Source organism: Acidovorax kalamii (genome assembly GCF_002245625.1).
GTDB classification, from domain to species: domain Bacteria; phylum Pseudomonadota; class Gammaproteobacteria; order Burkholderiales; family Burkholderiaceae_C; genus Acidovorax; species Acidovorax kalamii.
Genome location: NZ_NOIG01000004.1, coordinates 338,019 through 363,007, shown reverse-complemented (window position 1 = coordinate 363,007; position 24,989 = coordinate 338,019). Strand labels below are relative to the sequence as shown.

The following is a 24,989-nucleotide window of genomic DNA, read 5'->3' as shown; positions in this document are numbered from 1 at the left end:
CGGGGGCCACACCGCGCCCCCTGCCGAATCAGGCCTTGGGCAGCGTCACACCCACCTGGCCCTGGTACTTGCCGCCCCGGTCGCGGTAGCTGACCTCGCAGACATCGTCCTTGTCGCTCTCGAAGAACAGCACCTGGGCACAGCCCTCGCCCGCGTAGATGCGTGCGGGCAGCGGGGTGGTGTTGCTGAACTCCAGCGTCACATAACCTTCCCATTCGGGCTCGAACGGGGTCACGTTGACGATGATGCCGCAGCGCGCGTAGGTGCTCTTGCCCAGGCAAACGGTCAGCACGTTGCGCGGGATGCGGAAGTATTCGACCGTGCGCGCCAGCGCAAAGCTGTTGGGCGGGATGATGCAGCTCTCGCCCTCGAAATCCACAAAACTCTTCTCGTCGAAGTTCTTCGGGTCCACCACCGTGCTGTGGATGTTGGTGAACACCTTGAATTCGGGCGCGCAGCGGATGTCGTAGCCGTAGCTGCTGGTGCCGTAGCTGATGATCCTGCGGCCCTCCGCCTCGCGGACCTGGCCGGGTTCGAAGGGCTCGATCATGCCGTGCTCGGCCGCCATGCGGCGGATCCATTTGTCGCTCTTGATGCTCATAGCAGAACTCCCTGCGCAATGGCCTGGCGGCTTTTCATGAAAACCGCCGGGCGCTATTAAATGTGTAGCTGCCAGCGCTTGATGATCAGGCGCGGGAGCCGTATTTTGCTTGAGAAATCACGGTTTGCTCCACCACCCGGTCGTCGCCGAGCACGATCAGCGCAAAGAGCAGCTCTTCCAGGTTGCGCGCTTGGCTGCTCTTGCGCGCCAGCAGCGGCGTGGCCGCCGGGTTGAGCACCACAAAATCGGCCTCGCAGCCGGGCTGCAGGTTGCCCACCACGCCCGCAAGGCCCAGCGCCCGGGCAGCGCCCGCCGTGTGCTGCCACCACAGCTGCTGGGGCGACAGGCTCAGACCCTGCTTGGTCTGGCCCTCTCGCCCCACATAGTAGGCCGCCAGCATGGTGTGGAAGGGGCTGAAGCTGGTGCCCCCGCCCACGTCGCTGGCAAGGCCGTAGCCAAAACCCACGCGGTCGGCGCCGGCGTAGTCAAAAAAGCCGCTGCCAAGAAACAGGTTGCTCGTGGGGCTGACGGCCGCCGTGGCGCCCGTGTCGCGCATCAGTGCGCGGTCGTCGTCGTCAAAGTGGATGCAGTGGGCGTACACCGCGCGCTCGCGCATCAGGCCGAAGTCGTCGTACACGCCCAGGTAGCTGCGCGAGGCCGGGAACAGCTCGCGCGCCCAACGGATTTCATGAAGGTTCTCGGCCACATGCGACTGGATCCACACATCGGGATAACGCGCGGCCAGCTCGCCCGCGCCGCGCAGCTGCTCGGGGGTGCTGGTGGGCGCAAAACGCGGGGTGATGGCATAGCCCAGGCGGTCCACGCCGTGCCAGCGCTGGATCAGCGCCTCGGTGTCGATCAGGCTCTGCTCGGTGTCGTCGCGCACGCCGTCGGGCGAGTGGCGGTCCTGCAGCACCTTGCCGGTGATCAGGCGCATCTGTTGGCGCTGCGCCTCGGCAAACAGGGCATCGGCCGACGCGGGGTGCGAGGTGGAAAACGCCAGTGCCGTGGTCACGCCGTTGCGCAGCAACTCGGCCACAAAAAATTCGGCCACCTGCTGGCTGTAGCCTGGGTCCGCAAACCGCGACTCGTGGGGGAAGGTGTAGTTCTCCAGCCAGGGCAACAGGCCGTCGGCAGGGGAGCCGATCACATCGGTCTGCGGAAAGTGGATGTGCATGTCCACAAACCCCGGCGCCAGGATGCGCCCTGGCAGGTGCACCACGGGCTCGCCTGCAAATTGCGGCGCCAGGGCCTGCCAGGCACCCGCCGCCAGCACACGCTGGCGTCCCCGGGCATCGGGACCCACGGCCAGCAGGCCATCTTCGTCATACAGGGCGCGGCCGTCGTCGGCAAAGCGCAAAAGGGCAGATCGGTATACAGGCATGGGGGCGAGCTTAGCGGCAGGGGGCGCTGCTTGTATACGGCGCGCCCCATAGTGGCTATGGGGGTTGGCGGCAAACGCGTGGTGGTGATGGCCGCTGCTAGCGCGCCAGCTTGCCCACCACGCCCTCCACCAGCCAGTTCATCTGCAGGATCTGCGCGTCCGCCAGCACCTGGCCGGGGGCAATGCGCTCCTGCCCTTCGTTGTCGCGCACCGGCGCCTTGCCCGCACGGAAAGGCTGGAGCTTGCCGCTTCCGATGGTCTTTTGCGCGGCCAGCACCTCCTGCTGCACGGAGGCAGGCACCTTGGTGCCGAAGTCACCGACGCGGATCATGCCCTCGCGCACGCCGCCCCACACATTGGCGCTTTTCCAGCTGCCGTTTTGCACGGCGCGCACGCGCTCGGTGTAGTAGGCGCCCCACTGGTGCGTCACTGCCAAGATCTGAGCATCCGGCCCGGTCTTGCGCATGTCCGAGTGGTAGGCCACCGCCATCTTGCCACGCTCCTGCGCAGCCGCCATCACGGCGGTGGAGCCGGTGTGGAACGCAATCACATCCACGTCCTGGTTGAACAGCGCCATGGCCGCGTCACGCTCCTTGGGCGGGTCGAACCACACGTTGAGCCACACCACCTTGACAGTGGCCTGCGGGTTCACCGAGCGCATGCCCAGGGTGAAGGCATTGATGCCCTGCAGCACCTCGGGGATGGGGAAACCCGCCACAAACCCGGCCACACCGGTCTTGCTCATGCGGCCTGCCGCAATGCCGGCGAGGTAGCGGCCTTCGTAGTAACGCGCGTTGGCCGTGGCCACATTGGCGGCCTGCTTGTAGCCGGTGATGGACTCAAACTTCACGCCCGGGAAGTCCTGCGCCACCTTGAGCGTGGGCTCCATGTAGCCAAAGCTGGGCGTGAAGATGATCTGGTGGCCCGTGGCCGCCAGGTCGCGGATCACGCGCTCGGCATCGGCCCCCTCAGCCACGTTCTCGACAAAGGTGGTTTTCACCTGCGGGCCCAGCGCCGCCTCAACGGCCTTGCGGCCTTCTTCGTGCTGGCGCGTCCAGCCCGCCTCGGTAATGGGCGAGACATAGACAAAACCGGCCTTGACGGGCTCGGCGGCGTTGCCCTTGGCGGGTGTGGTCTGGGAAAAAACGGGGGAAAAAAAACAGGCGGCCACGAGCGTGGCTGCGAGGTTTTTGTACATGGTGGTCCTCTACATGGTCCCGAAAACAGAAAAAACAAAAGGCTGCCGGGACAGCAGCCTTTGTGGCGTATTTTACCGTGAAGGCCTCCAGGGCAGAGGCCTGCCGCAGGCTTCAGTAGTCGTGCTCCACACACCGCTCAAAGGTTTCCTTGAGCTTGTGCTCCCACACCCGCTTGTCGGCATTGCCCGCAAAACTCGCCTCGAAGCTGTTGAACGCCAGCTGGTAGGCATGTTTGGCCGTGAGGCCCGTGGCGGCAAACACCTGGGTGAAGTTCTCGTTGATGTAGCCACCAAAGTAGGCCGGGTCGTCGGAGTTGACTGTGGCGGCCAGCCCCGCATCGAGCAGCTGGCCGAGGTTGTGGTCGGCCAGGTTGGGGAACACGCACAGCTTCTGGTTGGACAGCGGGCACACCGTGAGCGCAATGCGCTCCTGCGCCAGGCGCTGCATCAGCGCAGCGTCATGAACGGCCTGCACGCCGTGGTCGATGCGCTCGACCTTGAGCACATCGAGCGCGCTCCAGATGTAGGCAGGCGGCCCCTCCTCGCCCGCATGGGCGACCAGGTGCAGGCCCAGTTCGCGGCAGCGCGCAAACACACGCGCAAACTTCTCGGGCGGGTGGCCCACTTCGCTGGAATCGAGGCCCACACCCACGATCTTGTCGATGAGCGGCATGGCCTGCTCCAGCGTTTCAAACGCAGACTCCTCGCTCAGGTGGCGCAGGAAACACAAGATCAGCGTGGCACTGATGCCCAGCTCGGTGCGCGCATCTTCACAGGCCCGGTGCAGGCCGTTGATCACGGTCTCCATGGCCACGCCGCGTGCGGTGTGGGTCTGTGGGTCGAAAAAGAGTTCAGCATGCAGCACGTTGTCGCGCGCCGCGCGGCCCAGGTAGGCCCGTGCCATGTCATAAAAATCCTGCTCATGAATCAGCACACTGGCGCCCGCGTAGTAGATGTCGAGAAAACTCTGCAGGTTGGTGAACGCATAGGCACTGCGCAGGGCCTCCACGCTGGCGTAAGGCAGTGTCATTTCATTGCGCTGCGCCAGGGCAAAGATCAGTTCGGGCTCCAGCGAACCTTCGATGTGGATGTGCAGCTCGGCCTTGGGCATGGCACGCAGCAGCCCGGGCAGGCGCTCGGCGGAGATGGGAGGGATCTTGAACATCAGCAGACTCCAAAGGTGATGCCACTCTGGCGCAGAAAGCGGCGGTAGGCAGATGATGCCTTGTCGGCGGCGGTATGCAACTCCGCACGCAGATCGAGCGGCAGGCACTGTGGCATTTGCGACTCCAGTACGGGCTGGTCCTGCGTGAAGATGGTGTGCTGGAAGGCCTGCAGTTTCTCGTCGGGTGAGTCGAAATCGGCCACGGCCAGGCGGAACCACACGCGGCTGCGTACCGGAGTGATCGGGCAGATGAAAAGCGCAATGGACTCGCGCCAGCCATCCACCGCCGTAGTGCCCGCCTCGGGCACCTTGGTCAGCACAGCCGCATACGGGGCCGTGACTTCGTAGGTGTATTCGACCTGGGCGGCTGCGGTGGAATGCAGATTGGACTGGGGTTGCCAGGCCTTGCAGCCCGTGGCCAGCAGGCCGGTGGCGGTGGGCTCCACGCGGTAGTCTTCGATGGCGGTGGCTTCGCGGCTGCCGAGCCAGCCTTCGTGCACAAAACCAAAGTGCGCCATGTCGAGAAAGTTCTCGATGATGCGCGGCGCGCTGGCCGCCACGTCGTAAGGGCCGCAGTTGAGCTTGCGCAAGCGTACGTCCTCTTCGGCGGCGAATGGGGGCAGCGCTGCACTGCCTGGCGCAAGGCGCACCCACACCAGGCCATGGGCCTCGCAGGTCTCGTGGCGCCGGGCGCAGTGCGTGGCGGGCGGCACAAACGCGGGCAGTGCGGGCACATGTGTGCACTGGCCCGAACCATCGAACTGCCAGCCGTGGTACGGGCACTCCAGCCGCCCCTGCACCGTCACCCGGCCCAGCGACAAGCGCGCACCCCGGTGCGGACACCGATCGGCCAAGGCCTGCACTACACCCAGGCCATCACGCCACAGCACCAGCGGCTGCTCCAGCAACTGCACGGCCAATGGGCTGTTCCCCACATCACCCGCCAGTGCCACGGGGTGCCACAACGTCGATTCGACCATCGTCTCTGCTCCAAAATGCACTGAACCAACGAAAAAGGGCCACCCAAGAAGGTAGCCCTTTTGAACGGACAGCCCCAAAAGGCCGCCCGATGACGGGTGAGAAGTGCTTACTTCTTTTCGCCGCCAGGGATCTTGCCTTCCACGCCCTTGACGTAGAAGTTCACGCCGCCGAGGAACTTGTCATCGGCAACAGCGTCTTTCGCCAGCACTTCCTTGCCGTCCTGGCCCACGATCGGACCCTTCCAGATCACGAAGCTGCCGTCGGCCAGGCCCTTCTTGATGGACTCGACCTTGGCCTTGGTGTCGGCAGGCACGTCTTCAGCGATGGAGACGATGTCGATCGCGCCTTCCTTCACACCCCACCAGCTTTGGCCCGAAGCCCACTGGCCTTCCAGCGCGTCCTTGGTGGCCTTGATGTAGTACGGGCCCCAGTTGATGATGGCCGATGCCAAGTGGGCCTTGGGGCCGTAGGCGGTCATGTCCGAATCCCAGCCGAAGGCGCGCTTGCCCTTCTCTTGCGCCGTCTTCAGCACGGCGGGCGAGTCGGTGTTCTGGAACAGCACGTCGGCACCACCGTTGATCAAACTGGTGGCGGCTTCGGTTTCCTTGGGGGGGCTGAACCACTCGTTCACCCAGACCACCTTGGTCTTGATCTTGGGGTTGACCGACTGCGCACCCAGCGTGAAGCTGTTGATGTTGCGGATCACTTCAGGGATTGGCACCGAGCCGACCACGCCCAGCGTGTTGGACTTGGTCATGGCGCCGGCGATCACGCCGGCCATGTAGGCACCTTCGTAGGTGCGGCTGTCGTAGGTGCGCATGTTCTCGGCGGTCTTGTAGCCGGTGGCATGCTCGAACTTGATGCCCTTGTTGTCTTCAGCGACCTTGAGCATGGATTCCATGTAGCCAAAGGTGGTGCCGAAGATCAGCTTGTTGCCCTGGCCAGCCAAGTCGCGCAGCACGCGCTCGGCGTCGGCGGACTCGGGCACGCTTTCCACAAAGCTCGTCACGACCTTGTCGCCGAATTCCTTCTCGATGGCCTTGCGGCCGTTGTCGTGGGCAAACGACCAGCCACCGTCGCCCACCGGGCCGACATAGGCAAACGCGATCTTCAGTGGCTCTGGCTTGGGGGCCGGTGCTTCTGCAACGGGGGCCGGTGCAGGCGCGGGGGCCGGTGCCGGTTCTTCCTTCTTGCCACAGCCCACAAGGGCAGCAGCGGCCACGGCGGAGAGCGCTGCCACCTTGAGCATGGAGCGTTTCTGCAGATCAGTCATGTCGGTTTCCTTATCGAAGAAGTAAGACTTGCAAAGGTTGGGGGACGAAAACGGTGATTATGGTGCGATCTACCGCAGGGTAACCAGATTTTCACGCGGACAACCCCTTTCAGGAGCCCGGATAAAACGGCTTGCCCAGCGATGCCGGCATGTTGATGCGGATCCACGTGGGATTGCGCGAGATCAGCGCCAGCACCACGATGGTGGCCACATAGGGCAGCATGCTCAGCAACTGGCTGGCCACCTGCACCCCTGTGGCCTGCAAATGGAACTGCAGCATGGTCACGCCACCAAACAGATAAGCCCCAAGCAACACCCGTGCCGGGCGCCAGGTGGCAAAGGTGGTGAGCGCCAGTGCGATCCAGCCGCGCCCGGCCACCATGCCCTCGACCCACAGCGGGGTATAGACGGTGGAGATATAGGCACCCGCCAGCCCGCACAGGGCGCCACCCACCACCACGGCCAGCAGGCGAATGCGGCGCACCGGGTAACCCAGCGCGTGGGCCGACTCGGGCGATTCGCCCACCGAGCGCAGCACCAGCCCAGCGCGCGAGCGGTAGAGGAACCAGATCAGCCCCGCCACCAGCAACATGGTGAGGTACACCAGCGGGTGCTGCTGGAACAGTGCGGGCCCAAGCAGCGGCACGTCACTCAGCACGGGAATCGCGTACTTGGGCAGCTCAGGCAGCTTGGCCTGCACGTAGCTGATGCCCGCAAAGGCCGAGAAGCCCACGCCAAACAGGCTGAGCGCCAGCCCCGTGGCGTACTGGTTGGTGTTGAGCCAGATCACCAGCACACCAAAGATGGCTGCCAGCACGGCGCCAGCGGCCATGCCTGCAGCAAAACCCAGCCAGGTGTTGCCCGTGTGCACCACGGTGGCAAAGCCCGCGATGGCGGCGCAGAGCATCATGCCCTCGGCCCCCAGGTTGACGATGCCGGCCTTTTCGTTGATGAGCAGGCCCAGGGCCGCGATGGCCAGCACAGTGCCCGCGCTGAGAGTGGCACCGATGAGGAGTGCGTAGGATTCCATATCAAGCCTCCCGCCGGGCCGCCCCAAGGGAGGCTTGCACCCCCATGGGGGGCAACGAATACACGAAGTGATGAGTGTGGGGGCTCATGTCTTTACCACCTTCTTTGTGCCCACCCAGCGGATGCGGTAGGCAATCAATGTGTCACAGGCCAGCAGCGTGAACAGCAGCAAGCCCTGGAACACGCCGGTCAGAGACTTGGGCAGGCCCAGGCGCGACTGCGCCAGCTCGCCACCGATGTAGAACATGCTCATGAGGATGGCCGAGAGAATCATGCCCACCGGGTGCAGCCGCCCCACGAAGGCCACGATGATGGCCGCGAAGCCGTAGCCCGCGGGCACATAGGGCGTGAGCTGGCCGATGGGCCCGGCCACCTCCAGCGCACCCGCCAGGCCCGCTGCGCCGCCCGAAATCAGCAACGCCGTCCACAGCGCGCGGCGCGACGAGAAGCCCGCATAGCGCGCCGCCGCCGGTGCCAGGCCGCCCACCTGCTGGGCAAAGCCCGCTCGGGTACGGAACAAGAACACCCACAGCGCAGCCGCCCCGGCCAGCGCCAGCAGCAGGCCGATGGACATGCGCGAACCCTGCATCAGGCGCGGGATCTGCGTGACCTTGTCGAAGGTCTTGGTCTGCGGAAAGTTGTAGCCCATGGGGTCTTTCCACGGGCCATAGACCAGGTAGCCCAGCACCAGCGTGGCCACATAGACCAGCATCAGGCTGACCAGGATTTCGTTGGCGTTGAACTTGTCGCGCAACAGGGCCGTGAGCCCCGCCCACACCATGCCGCCCAGCACCCCGGCGAGCAGGATGGCGGGCACAATCCAGGGGCCGGTGGTCTTGTCGGCCAGCAGCGCCACACCACCCGCCACCACGGCACCGATCACGAATTGGCCCTCAGCGCCGATGTTCCACACGTTGGAGCGGAAGCACACGGCCAGCCCCAGCGCAATCAGCAGCAGCGGCGTGGCCTTGACCATGAGTTCGCCAATGGCGTACTGCGTCTTGATGGGCTCCCAGAAGAACACCTGCAGCCCGCGCACCGGGTCCTTGCCCAGTGCGATGAACAGGGCCACACCAATCAGCACTGTGAAGGCCAGCGCCAGCAGCGGCGAGCCATAGGTCCAGAGTTTCGACGCCTGGGGGCGTGGTTCCAGCTTAAGCATGCTGCACCTCCCCGGCCTGGTTCTGCTCAAGTTGCTGCTGGTGCTGCTGCGCCAGATGGGCCTGCACGTCGGCATGCCACAGGCCACTCATCCATTCGCCAATGCGCTCCACCGTGGCCTCGGCGCGTGGCACAGACGGCGACAGATGCCCCTTGGCCACCACATGCAGCCGGTCGCAGATTTCAAACAATTCGTCCAGCTCCTCACTCACCACCAGCACGGCGCAGCCCGCATCGCGCAGCGCCAGGATGGAGCCCCGGATCTGCGCCGCCGCGCCCACATCCACGCCCCAGGTGGGTTGCGAGACGATGAGCAGCTTCGGGTTGGCGTCGATCTCGCGGCCCACGATGAACTTCTGCAGGTTGCCGCCCGACAGCGACTTGGCTGCCGAATGCGGGCCACCGGCCTTCACATTGAAGCGCTGGATGATGTCCCGGGCATGCGCTTCAAGCGCGCCCACCTTGATCCAGCCGCTGCCCGACACTGCGTTCTTGCGCGTGAGCAGCAGGTTGTGCGCCAGGCCCATGGTGGGCACGGCGCCCCGGCCCAGGCGCTCCTCGGGCACAAAGTGCAGGCCCAAAGCGCGGCGCTGACCGGGGCCCATGCGACCCGCGTTCTGGCCCGTCACCTGGATGCTGGCGGGCTCCGCGCGCTGGTCTTCGCCCGACAGCGCGTAGAGCAGTTCTTTTTGCCCATTGCCCGACACCCCGGCAATGCCCACCACCTCGCCCGCCCTCACTTCAAACTGCAGGTCGATCAGGTCCACACCAAACTGGTCGGCGCGCGGCAGCGACAGGCCCTTGACGCGCAGCACGGTGGCGCCGGTCTGTACTGCGCGGTGTTCCAGCGCAGGCGGCTCGGCGCCAATCATCAGGCGCGACAGGGAGGCATTGGACTCCTCGGCCGGGTTGCACACGCCCGTGACCTTGCCGCCGCGCAGCACGGTGCAGGCGGTGCACAGCGCGCGTATCTCGTGCAGCTTGTGGCTGATGTAGAGGATGCTGCAGCCCTCGCTGGCCAGCTTGCGCAGCACCACGAAGAGCTTTTCGACCGCCTGGGGCGTGAGCACCGAGGTGGGCTCGTCCAGGATCAGCACCTTGGGGTTGGTGAGCAGGGCACGGATGATTTCCACGCGCTGCATCTCGCCCACAGAGAGCGTGTGCACGGGGCGCAGGGGGTCGATGTCGAGGCCGTATTCGGCTGCCTTGGCGCTGATACGCTGCGTGACTTCGGCCAGCGTCAGGCTCTTGTCCAGGCCCAGCCACACGTTCTCGGCCACCGTCAGGGTGTCGAACAGGCTGAAGTGCTGGAACACCATGGCGATGCCCAGGGCGCGTGCCTCTTGCGGGTTGCGCACCTGCACGGCCTGGCCGTTGAAGAACACGCTGCCCTCGTCGGGCTTGACCGAGCCGTAGATGATTTTCATCAGCGTGGATTTGCCCGCGCCGTTTTCGCCCAGCACCGCATGGATTTCACCCGGCAGCACGGTGAGCGAGACACCGCTGTTGGCCACCACGGCCGGGTAGCGCTTGGTGATGCCCACAAGCTGCAGCCGGGGCGGCGGCGACGCCCCCGGGGCGGAGGGAATAGGAGGTGAACTCATGCGGGGATTGTCTCTCAGTTTTACAACTTGTTATAGGAACGAAAACACCTTCTTGCGCTTGTTCAGCATGCCCAAGCAGCTATTCTTTTCGTAGCGAAGACGCGACAGCCTTCACACACTCGCGCAGCCACACGGCTGCCGCCGAATGGTGGGTGCGCGCGTGCCAGAGCTGGTAATACATGAGCCGGGGAAACGGCACCGGGCAGGGCAGGATGGCCAGCGGCAACTGCTCCACATACCGCTCGCAATACTGGCGGCCCGTGGTCAGCACAAGCAAGCTGGATGCCACGATACTGGGGATGAGGCTGAAATGCGCGCAGCGCGCCGTGATGTGGCGCTGCATGCCCAGGCTGTCCAGGTGCACGTCGATCACGCCGCGTGCACCCGGGTGGGTGGGCGTGGGCGCGATGTGCTCGGCAGCCAGCCAGCTTTCCACATCCCAGCCGCGCCGCACGGCGGGGTGGTCCTTGCCCACCAGGCACACCACCTCGTCGCCAAACAGGCGACCCATGTGCAGGTCGTCCGGCGGTTGCGGCCAGTTGCCGATCACCACATCGACCTCCCCCTGCGCCAGATGCGCGTGGTAGTGAGCGTCGGCCGACAGCGGCAGTATCTCGATGGGGCACAAGGGCGCTTCGACCTTGATGCGGGCCACCAGCTGGGGCAGGAACAGCGGGTCGAGGTAGTCGCTGGCGGCGACGCGGAAAGTGCGGGTGGCTGTGCGCGGGTCAAACCCGCGTGCATCCGAAAACAGCGCCTCTGCCGCCCGCAGGATGGCCCCTGCGGGCTCCACCATGCGCAGCGCGGCATCGGTGGGCATCATGCTGGCGCCGGAGCGCACCAGAAGCGGGTCGCCCGACAGGTCGCGCAGCCGTTTGAGCGCAGCCGACACCGCCGGCTGGTGCATGCCCAGGCGGACGGCGGCCCTCGATACGCTGCGTTCTGTGAGCACGGTGTGCAAGACCCTTATGAGATGGAGGTCTATCTTGTCGAAAAGGGCGTGGTCTCTCATAGCAGTGCGTGCATTGATGTCATAAGCTTGTACTTATGCTGAAGGCCTCGGGGCGCCCTACCCTCTGATGAATTGAAGAATTGATAGCAATCGAAAAAGCGGCATCCGTCATGACCACCCAACCCTTGCAATTCCTGCGCCGAGGCCAGCCCGTGGCGCTGGGCAATGTACCACCCGACCGCACCCTGCTGGAGGTGCTGCGCGAAGACCTGGGCTGCACCGGCACCAAGGAGGGCTGCGGCGAAGGCGACTGCGGCGCCTGCACCGTGGTGCTGGGCGAAGAACGCGGCGGCCGTCTGCACTACAGCGCCGTGAACAGCTGCATCCGCCTGGCCCATTCGGTGAATGGCATGGCGCTATGGACGGTAGAGGACCTGGCGGAAGACCCGCTGATCCAGCCGGTGGGCGATGCCCCCGCCGCCCCACAAACGATCACGCTCCACCCCGCGCAGGAAGCGATGGTCCAGTGCCACGGCTCCCAATGCGGGTTCTGCACTCCCGGCTTCGTGATGAGCCTCTTCGGCATGTACCAGAACCACGTTTGCCATGGTGAACCCATCACCCGCGAACTGGCGCAGGAAGAACTCTCGGGCAACCTGTGCCGCTGCACCGGCTACCGCCCCATCCTCGATGCCGCCCAGCAGATGGCTGCGCTGCCCGGCATGGCAGTCAATGAAGCCGAAGTGCTACAAAAACTGAAGCTTCTGGCGCAAGACCTGAGCGCGCAGGCAGCCAATTTTTCTTATATCGCCCCCACCAGCCAGGCCGCCCTGCTGGCCGCGCGTGCCGCCCACCCCGGCGCGCAGATCGTGGCGGGTTGTACCGACGTGGGGCTGTGGGTGACCAAGCAGCACAAGCAATACACGCAGGTGATCGACGTGACCCGCGCGGCCGAGCTGCGCGAGGTGGCGCAGCACGCTGAGGCCATCCACATCGGTGCGGCCGTGAGCCTGACCGACGCATTTGCAGCCCTCACCGCGCAGTGGCCGCAGTTGCACCGATTTGCCACGCGGTTTGCAGGGCTGCCCGTGCGCAACTCCGGCACGCTGGGCGGCAACGTGGCCAACGGCTCTCCGATTGGCGACTCCATGCCGCTCTTGATCGCGCTGCGCGCCCAGGTGGTGCTGGCGAGCCAGGCCCGGGGCGAGCTCCAGCTGCCGCTGGAAGACCTCTACACCGGCTACCGGCAGAACGTGATGGCGGCGGATGAGTTGCTGGTGCGCATCGTGGTGCCCCGCCCCACGGCGCAAGAACAGCTGCGCGCATACAAGATTTCGAAGCGCTTTGACGACGACATCTCTGCCGTCTGCCTGGTGCTCAACCTCGACATCGCGGACGGCACCGTGCAGCGCGCCAGCATTGGCGCGGGCGGCGTGGCCGCCACGCCGGCCCGCGCGCGGCAGACCGAGGCTGCGCTGGCAGGCCAGCCCTGGACCGAGGCCACCGCGCAGCGCGCTGCCGCGGTGCTGCAGGCCGAGTTCAGCCCCATCTCGGACATGCGCGCCAGCGGCGCCTACCGCCGCCAGGTGCTGGGCAGCCTGCTGCAACGCTACTGGCTGGAGAGCCAGGGCCACCCCTCGGTGAGCCTGGACACCTTGACGCTGGAGGCCACGGTATGAACGCCCCCGAACACATCCCCACCCAGGCCCTGCCCTCGCCCACCCGGGCCGCCATGGGCCATTCGCACATCCACGAAAGCGCCCGCGCCCAGGTGGCAGGCGCCGCCCACTACATCGACGACCTGCCCGAGGTGAAGGGCACGCTGTATGCGGCACCCATCCTCTCCACGGTGGCGCATGGCCGCCTGAACGGTGTGGATGCCAGCGCCGCGCTGGCCCTGCCCGGCGTGCGTGGCGTGGTGCTGGCGAGTGATGTGCCGGGCGACAAGATTTTGGCCGCCTTCGCGCACGACGAACCGGTGTTTGCCATTGATAGCGTGCAGTTTGTAGGCCAGGTGATCGGCTTGGTGGTGGCCGACTCGGTCATGCAGGCGCGCCGTGCGGTGCGCGCCGTGAAGCTCGACATCACCCCCCTGCCTGCCGTGCTGACGGTGCAGGACGCGCTGAAAGCACAAAGCTATGTGCTGCCCCCCGTGTTTGTGCGCCGGGGCGATGCGGCCACGGGCCTGGCGCAATCCGCCCACCGCCTGAGCGGCGCATTCGAGGTAGGCGGGCAGGAGCATTTCTACCTCGAAGGCCAGATCGCCTACGCCATGCCGCTGGAGCAAAAGCAGTGGTGGATCTACTCCAGCACCCAGCACCCCGGCGAGGTGCAGCACTGGGTGGCGCACGCGCTGGGCATCGACAACCATGCGGTCAAGGTGGAATGCCGCCGCATGGGCGGTGGCTTTGGCGGCAAGGAGACGCAGGCCGGGCACCTGGCCGTGTGGGCTGCCGTGGCCGCCCACAAGCTGGGTCGCCCCGTCAAGCTGCGGCTGGACCGGGACGAGGACTTCATGGTCACCGGCAAGCGCCACCCGTTTGCGTACGAATACGACGTGGGCTTTGACGACACCGGCCGCATCACGGGCCTGAAGCTGCACATGGCTGCCAACTGCGGCTTCAGCGCTGACCTGTCGGGCCCCGTGGCCGACCGCGCCGTATTCCACAGCGACAACGCCTATTACCTGAGCGATGTCGAGATCGCGTCGTACCGCTGCAAGACGAACACCCAGAGCCACACCGCGTTCCGCGGCTTTGGCGGCCCACAGGGCGTGATCGTGATCGAGGCCATCCTGGGCGACATCGCGCGCGCGCTGGGCCTGGACGCACAGGACGTGCGCCTGGCCAACCTGTATGGCAAGGACGCGAGCAGCGGCCGCAACGTCACCCACTACCAGATGGCGGTGGAAGACAACATCCTGCACGAGCTGCTGCCCACGCTGGAGCAGACCTCGGGCTACCGCCAGCGCCAGGCCGAAATTGCTGCTTGGAACGCGCACAACCCGGTCATCAAGCGCGGCATCGCCATCACGCCCGTCAAGTTCGGCATCAGCTTCACCGCCACGCTGTTCAACCAGGCCGGCGCGCTGGTGCATGTGTACACCGACGGCAGCGTGCAGGTGAACCACGGCGGCACCGAAATGGGCCAGGGCCTGCACACCAAGGTGGCGCAGATCGTGGCCGACGAGCTGGGCGTGCCCCTCGCCCGCGTGCTGGTCACGGCCAGCGACACCAGCAAGGTGCCCAACGCCAGCGCCACCGCCGCCAGCAGCGGCACCGACCTGAACGGCCGCGCCGCCCAGTACGCCGCACGCAACGTGCGCGACAACCTGGCCTCGTTCGTGTGCGGCCTGGACGGCTGCGGCGCAGGCGCGATCCAGTTCGCGGGCGGCCAGGTGATCTCGCCCAAGGCCGTGCGCAGCTTCGACGCCGTTGTGAAAGAGGCGTACGCCAACCGCATCCAGCTGTGGAGCGACGGCTTTTATCGCACGCCCAAGATCCACTACGACAAGGCCACGCTCACCGGGCGCCCCTTCTATTACTTTGCCTACGGCGCCGCCTGCACCGAGGTGGCCATCGACACCCTCACCGGTGAGAGCCGCGTGCTGAAGGTGGACATCCTGCACGACGTGGGCCACAGCATCAATCCGGCCATCGACATCGGCCAGATCGAGGGCGGGTTTGTGCAGGGCATGGGCTGGCTCACGACCGAGCAGCTGGTGTGGAACGACAAGGGCTACCTGGCCACCCACGCGCCCAGCACGTACAAGATCCCGGCAACGGGAGACATCCCGGCACACTTCAAGGTGGACTTGTGGCCCGAAGCCAACCGCGAGGACAACGTGGGCGGCAGCAAGGCGGTGGGGGAGCCGCCGTTCATGCTGGCGATCAGTGTGTATGAGGCGCTGCGCAATGCGGTGGCGGCTGGGCGCAGTGGGGTGGATGCTACGGTGCCGGTGGTGTTGACGGCACCGGCGACTGCGGAGAATGTGTTGAGGGCGTTGGGGCAAGTGAAGGACTGAGGCTTTTTTGGCGTCTACCGCCTGCTGGCTATGCCTTTTTAGCTAGTTTTTTCATAGCATTTTGATTTCTGCTCGGCGTTCGGGTTGGGTGGATCGGAACCAGTTCAACATCTTCCGTTCGTTCGGGCTGCGTCTCTGTCAAAGCCTGGGTGCAGCCTTCGCCCGTTCGGGCCTGTCGAAGCCGGGGCAAGCTCGTTCTCTGGTTTATGCAGCGTGCTTGGGTCAAGGGCGGAGGCCGGGAGTCGCCCGGCATGCGAGTCCCTTTCTTTCGCGTCGCCGAAAGAAAGGAACCAAAGAAAGGGCGACCCTGCTGTCTGCGACCCCTTCGCTGCGCTGCGGGGCAACCTGCGGTGCTCGGTCACGGGGTGCACCGCAGAACTCGCTACGCGCCTTCAGCGCTCCGCTCGGACAACTGCGGTGAGTCAGTTCACGAAGCATGCGCGCTCCGACGCGCATGCCACCCCGCGCCCTGCGCGCCCCAGGCGCATACAGAAGGGGACCCGCGAATCGGACATCCACACGGGCCATCGCTGCGCTCGGCCCAGCCTGCGCAGCGCGAGGCGCTTGCGCCCGCGAGAGGGGGCCGAGCGAAGCAATGGCCCGTGCGGCTGTTCGGCTCCCCCCCTGCTGGCTGCGCCTGCGGCGGGGCGGTTGTGGGGTGGCATGGGCGTCGAAGCGCCCATGCTTCGTGCTCTGACTCGCCGTGGTTGTCCGAGCGGCGCGCGCAGCGCAAAGCGAGTTTCACGGCGCACCCCGCAAGCGCCCCGCCGCAGGTTTGCCCCGGAGCGCAGCGAAGGGGTCGCAGACTGGGGGTCGCCTTTTCTTTGCTTACTTTCTTTTGGCGAAGCAAAAGAAAGTGAGTCGCCTGCCGGGGCGACAACCCGGCTCCCGCACTCAACCCGAGCATGCTTTTCAAACCAGCACGCCCCAGCTTCGACAAGCTCAGCCCGAACGGTTTGCGAGCCACATGAACTTAGGCAGACCCAATCTTCACAGCCAGGAAACATTCACTACAAAAACAATAGCTACAAAGACATACTCATCAGGCGCCAGCAGCCAAAATACCTCAAACCGGCCCTAGCGCCATCCGCCCCGAAGCCGACACCGTCGCCTGGCTCGCATGCCGCGTCTCCACCCGGTTGCGCCCCGCCCGCTTGGCGTCATAACAAGCCATGTCCGCCGCATACAGCACCGACGGCACATCCTGCAGGCTCGCATCCAGCACCACCAGCCCGATGCTCACCCCCAGCGTGAAACTGCGCCCCTGGTACGACGGCTCCCAGGCATGCACCGCCACGCGCAGTTGCTCCGCCACCGCCTGGCCGCGTGCCAGGGCGCAGCCGGGCAGCACCACCGCAAACTCGTCGCCCCCCAGGCGCGCCGCCCAGCCGATCTGGCGCACCTGCGATGCCAGCAGGCGGGCCACATGGCGCAGCACATCGTCACCCGCGTCATGGCCTGCAACGTCGTTGACCACGGTGAAATGGTCCAGATCGAGGAACAACACCACCCCGTCGCCCTGCGGCTCGTTGCCGTCTTCGTCCTCTGCGGCACTGCGCTGGCGCGTGGAGCGCTCGGCCATCAGCAGGCCCAGGCGCTCGTCAAAAGCAGCGCGGTTGTAGAGCTGGGTGAGCGCATCGTGCGAGCGCTCCCAGGCGTGCTGCACCTGGGCCTCGCGGGCGGCGGTGATGTCTTCCAGGATCCACACGGTGCCGCCGTGCATCTCGTCGGGCCGCACGCTGCGCCCCTGCACACGGGCCCACACGGGCGTGCCGTCCTTGCGCATGAAGCAGATGTCGCCGTCGAATGCGCCATGTGCGGCCATCTCGGAGCGCACGCGCTCGCCCACCTGGGCATAGTCGGCGTCGCTGGCGTACACAGTGCGTGCGGGGCGCCCCTGCAGCTCCTGCGCGGTGTAGCCCAGCATCACGCAGGCCTGGCGGCCCACCACGTCGAGCATGCCGTGGCGCGAGATGATGATGCCCACCGAGGCGCTGTCGAGCACGGCCTGGAACTGGCCATCGAGCGTGTCCTTGCGCTGCTGTTGCTGCTGGCCCTGCTGCACCAGGCCCTGGAACACGCGCACCAGCTCGCCGACCTCGCCGCCCGCGCGGGGCCAGTCCTGGTCGGTCGGGGGCTGCTGGTGCCGGGTGCTGGTCTTGAGCAGCTGGCGCGCCTTGTGGGTGAGCTGCGCCAGGGGCTGGGCCATCCAGCCCATCAGGGCCACGGCCAACAGCATGCACAGCAGCATGCTGGCCACGGCCAGCCACCAGGCCTCGCGCTGGGCGCCGCGCAGGGGTGCAAGCAATGCCTGCGAGGTGCTGACCCGCGCCACGATCCACTGCGGCAGGGGCATGCCCGCCATGCTCACGATGTGGTCGGGCTGCACATGGCTCATGCCCCGCCCCACCACAGGCTGGGCCTGGGTCAGCCAGCGCGCATACACCGGCGCCAGCCCGGCTTCATCACGCACCTGGCCCAGGATGCGGGACGAGTCGGAGTGCGAGAGGATGGTGCCGTCGCGCGTGAACACGATGAGCTGCGAGTCCTCGCGTGCGGGCAGTGTCATGGACGGGGGCAGCAGGCTTTGCGACTGCAGGCGCAAGGCCCCGGCCACCACGCCCAGCACGGTGCCGTCTTCGCGGTGCAACGGCATGGTGAACATCACACGCGGCTCGCCACCGCGCCCGGCGATCAATTCGGACACCAGGGGTTTGCCGTCCACCAGGGTGCGGCGCAGGGCGTCGCGCTCGGCCGGGTCCAGGTCGGCGGCTTTTTGCTGCTGCCCGGCACGCAGGTTCAGGCGCAGCTCGCCGTTGTCGCGGGCCACCTGCATGGTGTCGAAGAACTGCACGGCGGGCAAACCCTGCTGCAGCAGCCATTCTAGCGACGAGGGGGATTCGAGCATGCCGGGCGTGATGCCTGCGGCCACGGTGCGCAGCACCTTCTGGCTTTGTTCGATCTTGCTGGCCAGCAGGCGGGCCACCACCTCGACTTCATCGGTCTGCTGGTTGACCACCCGGCGCACGGCCTCTTGACCCGATGCGCGCGTGACCAGCCAGGCCGCAACCGCCCCCGACAAGGCCACGGCCAGCGCCGCCACCAGCATGAGCCGCAGCACCAACGCACCCGGCACCAGCCAGCCGGGTGCGTCGTCGGGCGCAGCCGAGGGTGCGGGGGCCGTCATGGACACCCCGGCACAGGAGCGTCGCAGGCACGCGGAAGGTTAGGCATGGGGACGGGTCACAACAGACATGTCCCAACAAATATACGCAGCCCCCGGGGCCGGGGGCTTGGGTGGAACCCTTGGAAAAACGCAAGGAAAAACCCTGAGTGCGGCGCCGCCCCGCTGCGCGGGGAAGGCGCGCCCTCAGCACCCCGCCATCGACTGCAACGCCCGGGGTTGGGGCAGGTTCAGCACGTTGCCGGTGCCATGGATGAGGCCCAGCTCCCGCAAATGGCGCAGCACGCGCGAGAAGGTCTCGGGGGCAATGCCCAACTGGGCGGCAATCAGGCGCTTGCGCTGGTGCAGCGTGACCTGCATGGCGCCCGAGGGGTCGGGTTCAGCGTGCTTGAGCAGCCATTGCGCACAGCGCGATTCCGCATCTTGCGCGAGGCGGCTTACCGCCAGTTCGGACTGCTGCCGGTAGCCTTGGGCCATGTCCAGCAGCAGGCCGCGCGCGCCTGCTGGCATGGCCGCCAGGCTGCGGCGGAATGCTTCAATCGGCAGGCGCCGCACCTGCAGGCGCGTGTCGGCCACCATGTCCACCGGAAAGGGCATGCCCATCAGGGCCGACGCGGCATCGAGCCAGAACGGCCCTTCCACCGCGCCTAGCTGGTGGCGCAAAAAGCCGTCATCCAGCACACCGCGCAGCACGCGGCCGCTTTCCAGATGCAACACGGAGGTGAGGACCTCGTTGCGCCTGCGCAGCACTTCGCCGGGGGCGATCACCTCGGTGTCAGCGGGCAGGGAGAAAAGGGTAGAGGGCAGCATGGAAGCCACTTTGCCGCGCCGCCGCGCCCGGGGCATTGAGCAAGATCAAAGGCCCACAACGTCGCAAGCCGCGTCCTGCCAGGGTTTGCGCAAAAACACAAGAAAGCTGCGCGCGGACCTGCTACCGCCCACATGCCTGCACCCTGCCCTGCTTGCACTGCGATGGGATGTGCAGCTGTAAGAACCTGTGTCAGCAGAGGCACGGAAATTGCGGATTCCTGCGTGCGGGCCCGCCGCTGCACCACGGTGCACACCGGGCCGCAATCCCCTCCTCCCAACGCCGGGCGTCCGGCATTTCACTCCAGGAAAATCCATGAAAAAAAACCTGTCCACACTGTCTCTGTCCCTCTCGCTGGGCGGCGCCCTGCTGCTGTGCACCACCGGGGTCCAGGCCCAAAGCTCGGTCCAGCTGATGGGGCTGACCGACGTGTATGTGGGCTCCATGAAAAATGCCGGTGATGCGGGCCGCAGCGCTGTAGTGGGCAGCGGCGGCATGACTACGTCGTGGTTTGGCGTCAAGGGCACGGAGGACCTGGGCGGCGGGCTCAAGGCCAACTTCGCGCTCACCTCCTTCATCAAGGTGGACAGCGGCATCCAGGGCCGCTTCGCCAACGACACCTTCTTCTCGCGCGACGCCAACGTGGGCCTGTCGGGCGGCTTCGGCAGCGTCACTGTGGGCCGGGGCCTGGCGCCCAACTTCCTGCCTTCCATCCTGTCGAACCCGCTGGGCGACTCGTTCACCTTCGCGCCCGTGATCCTGCACATGAACGTGCCGCTGTTCAACGGCACCGGCTGGGGTTCCACCACGCCATCCGACACCGGCTGGGCCAACGAGATCATCTACAGCACGCCCAACTTTGGCGGGCTCTCGGCCAACCTGCACTACCAGTTTGGCGAGATCGCGGGCGACAGCGGCAAGAAGAACGTGGGCATCAACGCGCTGTACTTCAACGGCCCCATCACGCTCACCGGCTTTTACGAGCGCGACCAGATGAGCAACCCCGCCGTGCCCAGCACCTACCTGGGCACGACCAAGACCGACTGGATGCTGGGCGGCGCCTACGACTTCACGGTGGTCAAGGCCTTTGCCAGCTATGGCCAGGCCAAGGCCGACAACACCACCAACAAGGCCAAGACCACGCAGCTGGGCGTGTCGGTGCCCGTGGGCGCCACCGGCAAGGTGCTGGCATCGTGGGCACAGACCACGCTGAGCGCCACCGACATCTCGCGCAAGACCTTCACCGTGGGCTACGACCATTTCCTGTCCAAGCGCACCGACCTGTACGTGATGGCCATGGCCGACCGCATCACCAACCAGGCCAAGGGCAGCAGCGTGGGCGTGGGCGTCCGCCACCGTTTCTGAGGCTCTTGAGCGGGCTTTTCGTGAAAAAAAGGCCCTCTCCGCGCTACAGACATGCCATGCAAGCTATCAAAAATATAGCAACCTGGATTCTGTAACCAAACCGTCACGGCGGCTGGGTATCTTTGCGTCCTTGCTCAGGGACCACAACGCGATGCAGAACACCCAATGGAGCCGGCTGGAGGCGATGATGGCGCTGCTGTCGCCCGCTGCACGCCATGGCACCGGCCCGCTGGCCCGGCTGATGCAGGCGGGTGGGCTGCACTGCGTCTTCCAGCCCCTGGCCGATCTGCGCGAGGGCAACATCCATGCCCATGAGGCCCTGATCCGGGGCCCCCAGGACTCACCCCTCCACACCCCCGACGTGCTGCTGAGCCTGGCGCGGCAGGAGGGCATCCTGCAGGACTTCGAGCTGCTGTGCGTGTTCACCGCACTCGCCCAATGGGGCCAGCACGAAGCGCCGGGCCGCCTGTTCGTCAACATCAGCGCCGATGCACTGGTGCACGGCGTGGCGCTGGTGGGCGCAGAGATGCTGGGCGAGACCGTGCGCAGCTTTGGCCTGAGCGCCCGCATGCTGGTGCTGGAGATCACCGAACACGAGCGCGTGAGCGATATGCCCGTGTTGCGCCAGGCCATCAAGGCCGTGCACGCCTGCGGTGCGCGCGTGGCGCTGGACGATTTTGGCGACGGTCGCTCCAGCCTGCGGCTGTGGTCCGAGGTCAAGCCCGACTTCGTGAAGATCGACAAATACTTCATCCACGACATCAGCGACCACCCTGAGAACCTGCAGATGCTGCAAGCCATCAAGGGCATTGCCGATGTGTTTGGCACCAAGCTGATTGCCGAAGGCATCGAAACCCGCGACGACCTGCGCGCGCTGCGCGACCTGGACATCCCCTACGGCCAGGGCTGGCTGCTGGGCCGCCCGGCACGCGAGCCACGCGACACGGTAGAGGGCCCGGCGCTGGAAGTGATGCAGGACCGCCGCGTGGCCGTGCTGCCACACCTGGGCCAGACCGCACGCCCGGGCATCCTGCGCAGCCTGCTGGTGGTGCAAGCGCCCACCGCATCGCCCGCCACCAGCAACGATGCGGTGGCCGCGATCTTCCACCAGCACACCGACCTGCACGCGCTGGCCGTGGTGGACGGCACCCGCCCCGTGGCGCTCATCAACCGCCAGCAGTTCATGAACCACTACGCCACGCTGTACTTCCGCGAGGTGCATGGCCGCAAATCGTGCCTGGCGTTTGCCAACCTGGCGCCGCGCGTGGTGGAACTGGACTGCGATGTGGATCAGCTCGTGGGCATCCTCACGTCGCAGGACCAACGCTACCTGAGCGACGGCTACATCGTGACCGACAACGGCCGCTACCTGGGCCTGGGCACGGGCGACCAGCTGGTGCGCGCCGTGACCGAGACCCGCATCGAGGCCGCGCGGCACGCCAACCCGCTGACCTTTCTGCCCGGCAACATCCCCATCAGCCTGCACATGCAGCGCCTGCTGGAGAGCGGCACCGAGTTTGTGGCCTGCTATGCCGACCTGAACAACTTCAAGCCCTTCAACGACCACTATGGGTACTGGCGCGGCGACCAGATGATCCGCCTGGTGGCGCGCCTGGCCACGGCCCACTGCGACGCACGCCGCGACTTCGTGGGTCATGTGGGCGGGGACGATTTCATGCTGATCTTTCAGAGCAGCAACTGGCTGCAGCGCTGCAAGAACATCGTGGACGAATTTGCGCGCGAGGCCGTCACGCTGTTTGACGACGGCGCCCGGCTGGCGGGCGGCATCCACGCAGAAGACCGGCATGGCGTGCGGCGGTTCTTCCCGTGCACCACGCTGGCCATTGGCGCAGTGCGCATCACCCCCGGGCGCTTCCGGCACGCCGAAGAGGTGGCCAACCTGGCCGCCGTGGCCAAACACGAGGCCAAGCTCGCCGCCACCGGTGTGGTGCTGCACGGCGGCTTCACCGAATCCAGCCTGGGCGCGCTGGCCGCCACGCGGGCGCTGCAGGATGTGCTGGCGGCGTAGGGAATGGAGGGAGCAGCGCAGGTTCAGTCAGGTACAGGGGCCGTGCGATTCACGCTGCAAGCCAGTTCGCCTCGGTCCCAGGCGCACCGAGGAGCGCCTGGGAGCGCCTAGGAGCACCGTCCCATCTGTTCATGGGTTCTGTGCGCGGCTCGAATTGGAGGTGTGATTACCTTGCCTTTCAACTTCGCAAGCTATAGTTTGTACGGCTGGGGCAAGCGTGTTTCGCAGAATTTTTGAACGCAAAGCCCGAAGGCTACGAGCTCCTCCACGACCCCAAATCTGAACGCAGAGGTGATGATGAAATTGAAGGCGCCATCTATCGATCCAGCGGTTGGCTAGCCTTCGAGAATGGCAGCATCCAGCCCCACCTAGCTGCTCTTGAGCGTTGGATGGGAAAACGGGCCCGAGTGCAGGGAATAGTTCAAACCAAAAACACCATGCCCATCGCATCCCGTGAGTTCCATCATCACGGTGGCTTTGGTCCCCCTGGTTTCTGGCCTGCGCGATTGGAGCCGTGTTCGATTCAGCGTGTTACTTCGGAAATCCGTCGTGAAGAAAGTGTCTGACCCTGCAGTCCAGCAGGACAGCCACCAGCTGAGCTTGTGGTTCCCACCCCTTCGCGCCAGCTGCTCCTCACTTCCACATCAGGCCGTAAACCAACCTATGCCCGTCCCCCCACACCTTCTTCCGTTCTGGAACGAGTTCCTGCTCGCCACAGGGACGGCCGATCATGGCCGCTACTACGACGTCTGCATCTTTGGCGACAGCGAGGAGCTTGCCGACGAACTGGCCGACCTGGTGCTACGCGGCATCAAGCGTGCAACCGCAGGCTCGTTGTGGTCCTACGAAGACCAGGGAATACGGCCCCCAAGGCCGGGAGACCTCAGCATCGTCACAGCCTGGTCAGGCCAGCCGCTGTGCATCATTGAGACGCAAGCCGTCGATGTTGTGCCCTACAACGAAGTCACCGCAGAGTTTGCCGCCGTCGAAGGTGAAGGCGACGGGTCTCTCGCCTACTGGCTTGAGGGCCATCGACGGTACTTCGAGCAGGAGTGCGCCAGAGCCGGGCGACAGTTTGACGAGAGGATGTTGCTCGCCTGTGAGAAATTCAAAGTCATCTATCAACCTCAGCCCCGCACGGCCTAGCCCGTCGTTGGGCAACACGGAGTCCGTTTTCATGAGTACCAACCATGGCTCAGTCACACTGCGCCTCATGACCGAGCAGGACCTTCCCATGCTCCATGACTGGCTGAACCGGCCTCACATCGTGGAGTGGTGGGGCGGAGAAGAAGCACGGCCGACACTCGCTGAAGTGCAGCAGGAGTACCTGCCAAGCGCTCTGGCGAAAGAGTCTGTCACGCCATACATCGCCATGCTGGACAACGAACCGATGGGGTACGCGCAGTCATATGTCGCACTTGGAAGTGGTAGCGGGTGGTGGGAAGACGAAACCGATCCTGGAGTCCGTGGAATAGACCAATCCCTGGCAGATCCATCGCAGTTGGGGAAAGGCCTTGGAACCAAGCTGGTTCGGGCGCTTGTTGAGATGCTGTTCAACGACCCTGAGGTAACCAGGATTCAGACCGACCCGTCTCCGGACAACCTGCGAGCCATCCGCTGCTACGAGAAGGCGGGGTTCGTGCCGCAACAGACGATAAACACCCCCGATGGGCCGGCTGTGTACATGGTTCAAACACGGCGGGCATTCGAGCTGGCGCGCGGTGCTGTCTAGCCCCCCATGCGACCCATCCTGAACTTCGCAAAAGCCATCGCGCTTGCGAGCGTCCTTGCAATCCTGCTCGCCTGCACCACGGCCAAGCCAGCAGGTGAGTTCAGCACAGCCCTCGGAAAGCTGGTTCGATCCGGGAAAGTCCATGAGGTAGATCTGGCAAACGTACTCCCACTGGACTGGCATGAACTGTTCGCCTTTGGCCCGTACTCAACCCGCGACAGCAACTGCCAGGCGTTGCAACTTGGCTGGCTCCAATGCCGCATGACGCTGCCTGCCGAGGTGAATGAAGGCGAATTCGTCCTGGTCTTCCGATCAAGCTCCAAAGTCGTGCACGTGGAGTACCATCGACGGTGGAATGGCGACTTCAGCTCGCGGACTAGTCCGCGACCCCAACCGATACTGCGGTCAGCTGCAAAGTTCTCTGTCAGTCTGGTGTCCAACCGGGCGCCAGAGAGTGAGCAGTGGTACCAACTTGAGCATCAGGCCCACGACTGAGCAC

At 65.6% G+C, this 24,989-nt stretch carries 19 protein-coding genes; 7 read left to right on the top strand and 12 right to left on the bottom strand.

The features are described 5' to 3' along the window. Positions 1-28: 28 nt before the first annotated feature. The 10 genes from dcd to CBY09_RS04710 all read right to left on the bottom strand — a co-directional run bounded on the left by dcd (position 29) and on the right by CBY09_RS04710 (position 11,408). Positions 29-601 (bottom strand): dCTP deaminase, encoded by a 573-nt coding sequence (dcd, locus tag CBY09_RS04755; protein ID WP_094286917.1) that lies wholly within the window; start codon positions 599-601, stop codon positions 29-31. A gap of 85 nt (positions 602-686) precedes the next feature. Further along, entirely contained in the window at positions 687-1,985 is a 1,299-nt protein-coding gene (guaD, locus tag CBY09_RS04750; RefSeq protein ID WP_094286915.1) for a guanine deaminase, read from the bottom strand. A 97-nt stretch (positions 1,986-2,082) separates the two neighbouring features. Beyond that, positions 2,083-3,183, bottom strand: a complete 1,101-nt coding sequence (locus tag CBY09_RS04745; protein WP_094286913.1) for a BMP family ABC transporter substrate-binding protein — start codon at positions 3,181-3,183, stop codon at positions 2,083-2,085. A gap of 112 nt (positions 3,184-3,295) precedes the next feature. Further along, on the bottom strand, positions 3,296-4,348 hold the full coding sequence (locus CBY09_RS04740; protein ID WP_094286911.1) for an adenosine deaminase: 1,053 nt from the start codon (positions 4,346-4,348) through the stop codon (positions 3,296-3,298). After that, the gene (locus tag CBY09_RS04735) at positions 4,348-5,328 is read right to left on the bottom strand and encodes an aromatic ring-hydroxylating dioxygenase subunit alpha (RefSeq protein WP_094286909.1); all 981 of its coding nucleotides are present in this window, start codon (positions 5,326-5,328) and stop codon (positions 4,348-4,350) included. Before CBY09_RS04735 ends, CBY09_RS04740 begins: the two co-directional genes overlap by 1 nt. A gap of 107 nt (positions 5,329-5,435) precedes the next feature. Next, positions 5,436-6,602: a BMP family ABC transporter substrate-binding protein gene (locus CBY09_RS04730; RefSeq protein ID WP_063462501.1), complete on the bottom strand. Its 1,167-nt coding sequence runs from the start codon at positions 6,600-6,602 to the stop codon at positions 5,436-5,438. Positions 6,603-6,711: 109 nt separating this feature from the next. Continuing rightward, the gene (locus CBY09_RS04725; RefSeq protein WP_094286907.1) at positions 6,712-7,632 is read right to left on the bottom strand and encodes an ABC transporter permease; all 921 of its coding nucleotides are present in this window, start codon (positions 7,630-7,632) and stop codon (positions 6,712-6,714) included. An 84-nt stretch (positions 7,633-7,716) separates the two neighbouring features. Further along, positions 7,717-8,793 (bottom strand): ABC transporter permease, encoded by a 1,077-nt coding sequence (locus CBY09_RS04720; protein WP_094286905.1) that lies wholly within the window; start codon positions 8,791-8,793, stop codon positions 7,717-7,719. Next, complete coding sequence (locus CBY09_RS04715; RefSeq protein WP_094286903.1) at positions 8,786-10,396, bottom strand: ABC transporter ATP-binding protein; 1,611 nt, start codon at positions 10,394-10,396, stop codon at positions 8,786-8,788. Before CBY09_RS04715 ends, CBY09_RS04720 begins: the two co-directional genes overlap by 8 nt. Positions 10,397-10,475: 79 nt before the next feature. Continuing rightward, positions 10,476-11,408, bottom strand: coding sequence for a LysR family transcriptional regulator (locus CBY09_RS04710; protein WP_094286901.1), 933 nt, complete (start codon positions 11,406-11,408; stop codon positions 10,476-10,478). Positions 11,409-11,518: 110 nt separating this feature from the next. Here CBY09_RS04710 and xdhA point away from each other — a divergent pair, with 110 nt between their 5' ends. Beyond that, positions 11,519-13,027, top strand: a complete 1,509-nt coding sequence (gene xdhA, locus CBY09_RS04705; protein WP_094286899.1) for a xanthine dehydrogenase small subunit — start codon at positions 11,519-11,521, stop codon at positions 13,025-13,027. Further along, positions 13,024-15,372 (top strand): xanthine dehydrogenase molybdopterin binding subunit, encoded by a 2,349-nt coding sequence (xdhB, locus tag CBY09_RS04700; protein WP_240515580.1) that lies wholly within the window; start codon positions 13,024-13,026, stop codon positions 15,370-15,372. The genes xdhA and xdhB overlap by 4 nt, the downstream gene beginning before the upstream one ends. 1,066 nt (positions 15,373-16,438) lie before the next feature. Here xdhB and CBY09_RS04695 read toward each other — a convergent pair. Together CBY09_RS04695 and CBY09_RS04690 are read right to left on the bottom strand one after the other, a co-directional pair. After that, complete coding sequence (locus CBY09_RS04695; RefSeq protein WP_094286897.1) at positions 16,439-18,559, bottom strand: sensor domain-containing diguanylate cyclase; 2,121 nt, start codon at positions 18,557-18,559, stop codon at positions 16,439-16,441. A 183-nt stretch (positions 18,560-18,742) separates the two neighbouring features. Next, complete coding sequence (locus tag CBY09_RS04690; protein WP_094288002.1) at positions 18,743-19,366, bottom strand: Crp/Fnr family transcriptional regulator; 624 nt, start codon at positions 19,364-19,366, stop codon at positions 18,743-18,745. A 313-nt stretch (positions 19,367-19,679) separates the two neighbouring features. On the opposite strand from CBY09_RS04690, the gene CBY09_RS04685 reads away from it, so the two are divergent. From CBY09_RS04685 to CBY09_RS04665, 5 genes are all read left to right on the top strand, one after another. Further along, positions 19,680-20,729, top strand: a complete 1,050-nt coding sequence (locus CBY09_RS04685; RefSeq protein WP_094286895.1) for a porin — start codon at positions 19,680-19,682, stop codon at positions 20,727-20,729. Between the two features lie 151 nt (positions 20,730-20,880). Then, on the top strand, positions 20,881-22,758 hold the full coding sequence (locus CBY09_RS04680; protein WP_240515579.1) for an EAL domain-containing protein: 1,878 nt from the start codon (positions 20,881-20,883) through the stop codon (positions 22,756-22,758). A gap of 453 nt (positions 22,759-23,211) precedes the next feature. Next, on the top strand, positions 23,212-23,904 hold the full coding sequence (locus tag CBY09_RS04675) for an ASCH domain-containing protein (RefSeq protein ID WP_240515578.1): 693 nt from the start codon (positions 23,212-23,214) through the stop codon (positions 23,902-23,904). 31 nt (positions 23,905-23,935) lie between these two features. Then, positions 23,936-24,490: an AacA4 family aminoglycoside N(6')-acetyltransferase gene (locus CBY09_RS04670; protein ID WP_094286891.1), complete on the top strand. Its 555-nt coding sequence runs from the start codon at positions 23,936-23,938 to the stop codon at positions 24,488-24,490. A gap of 6 nt (positions 24,491-24,496) precedes the next feature. Further along, positions 24,497-24,985, top strand: a complete 489-nt coding sequence (locus tag CBY09_RS04665; protein WP_094286889.1) for a hypothetical protein — start codon at positions 24,497-24,499, stop codon at positions 24,983-24,985. Positions 24,986-24,989: the final 4 nt, after the last annotated feature.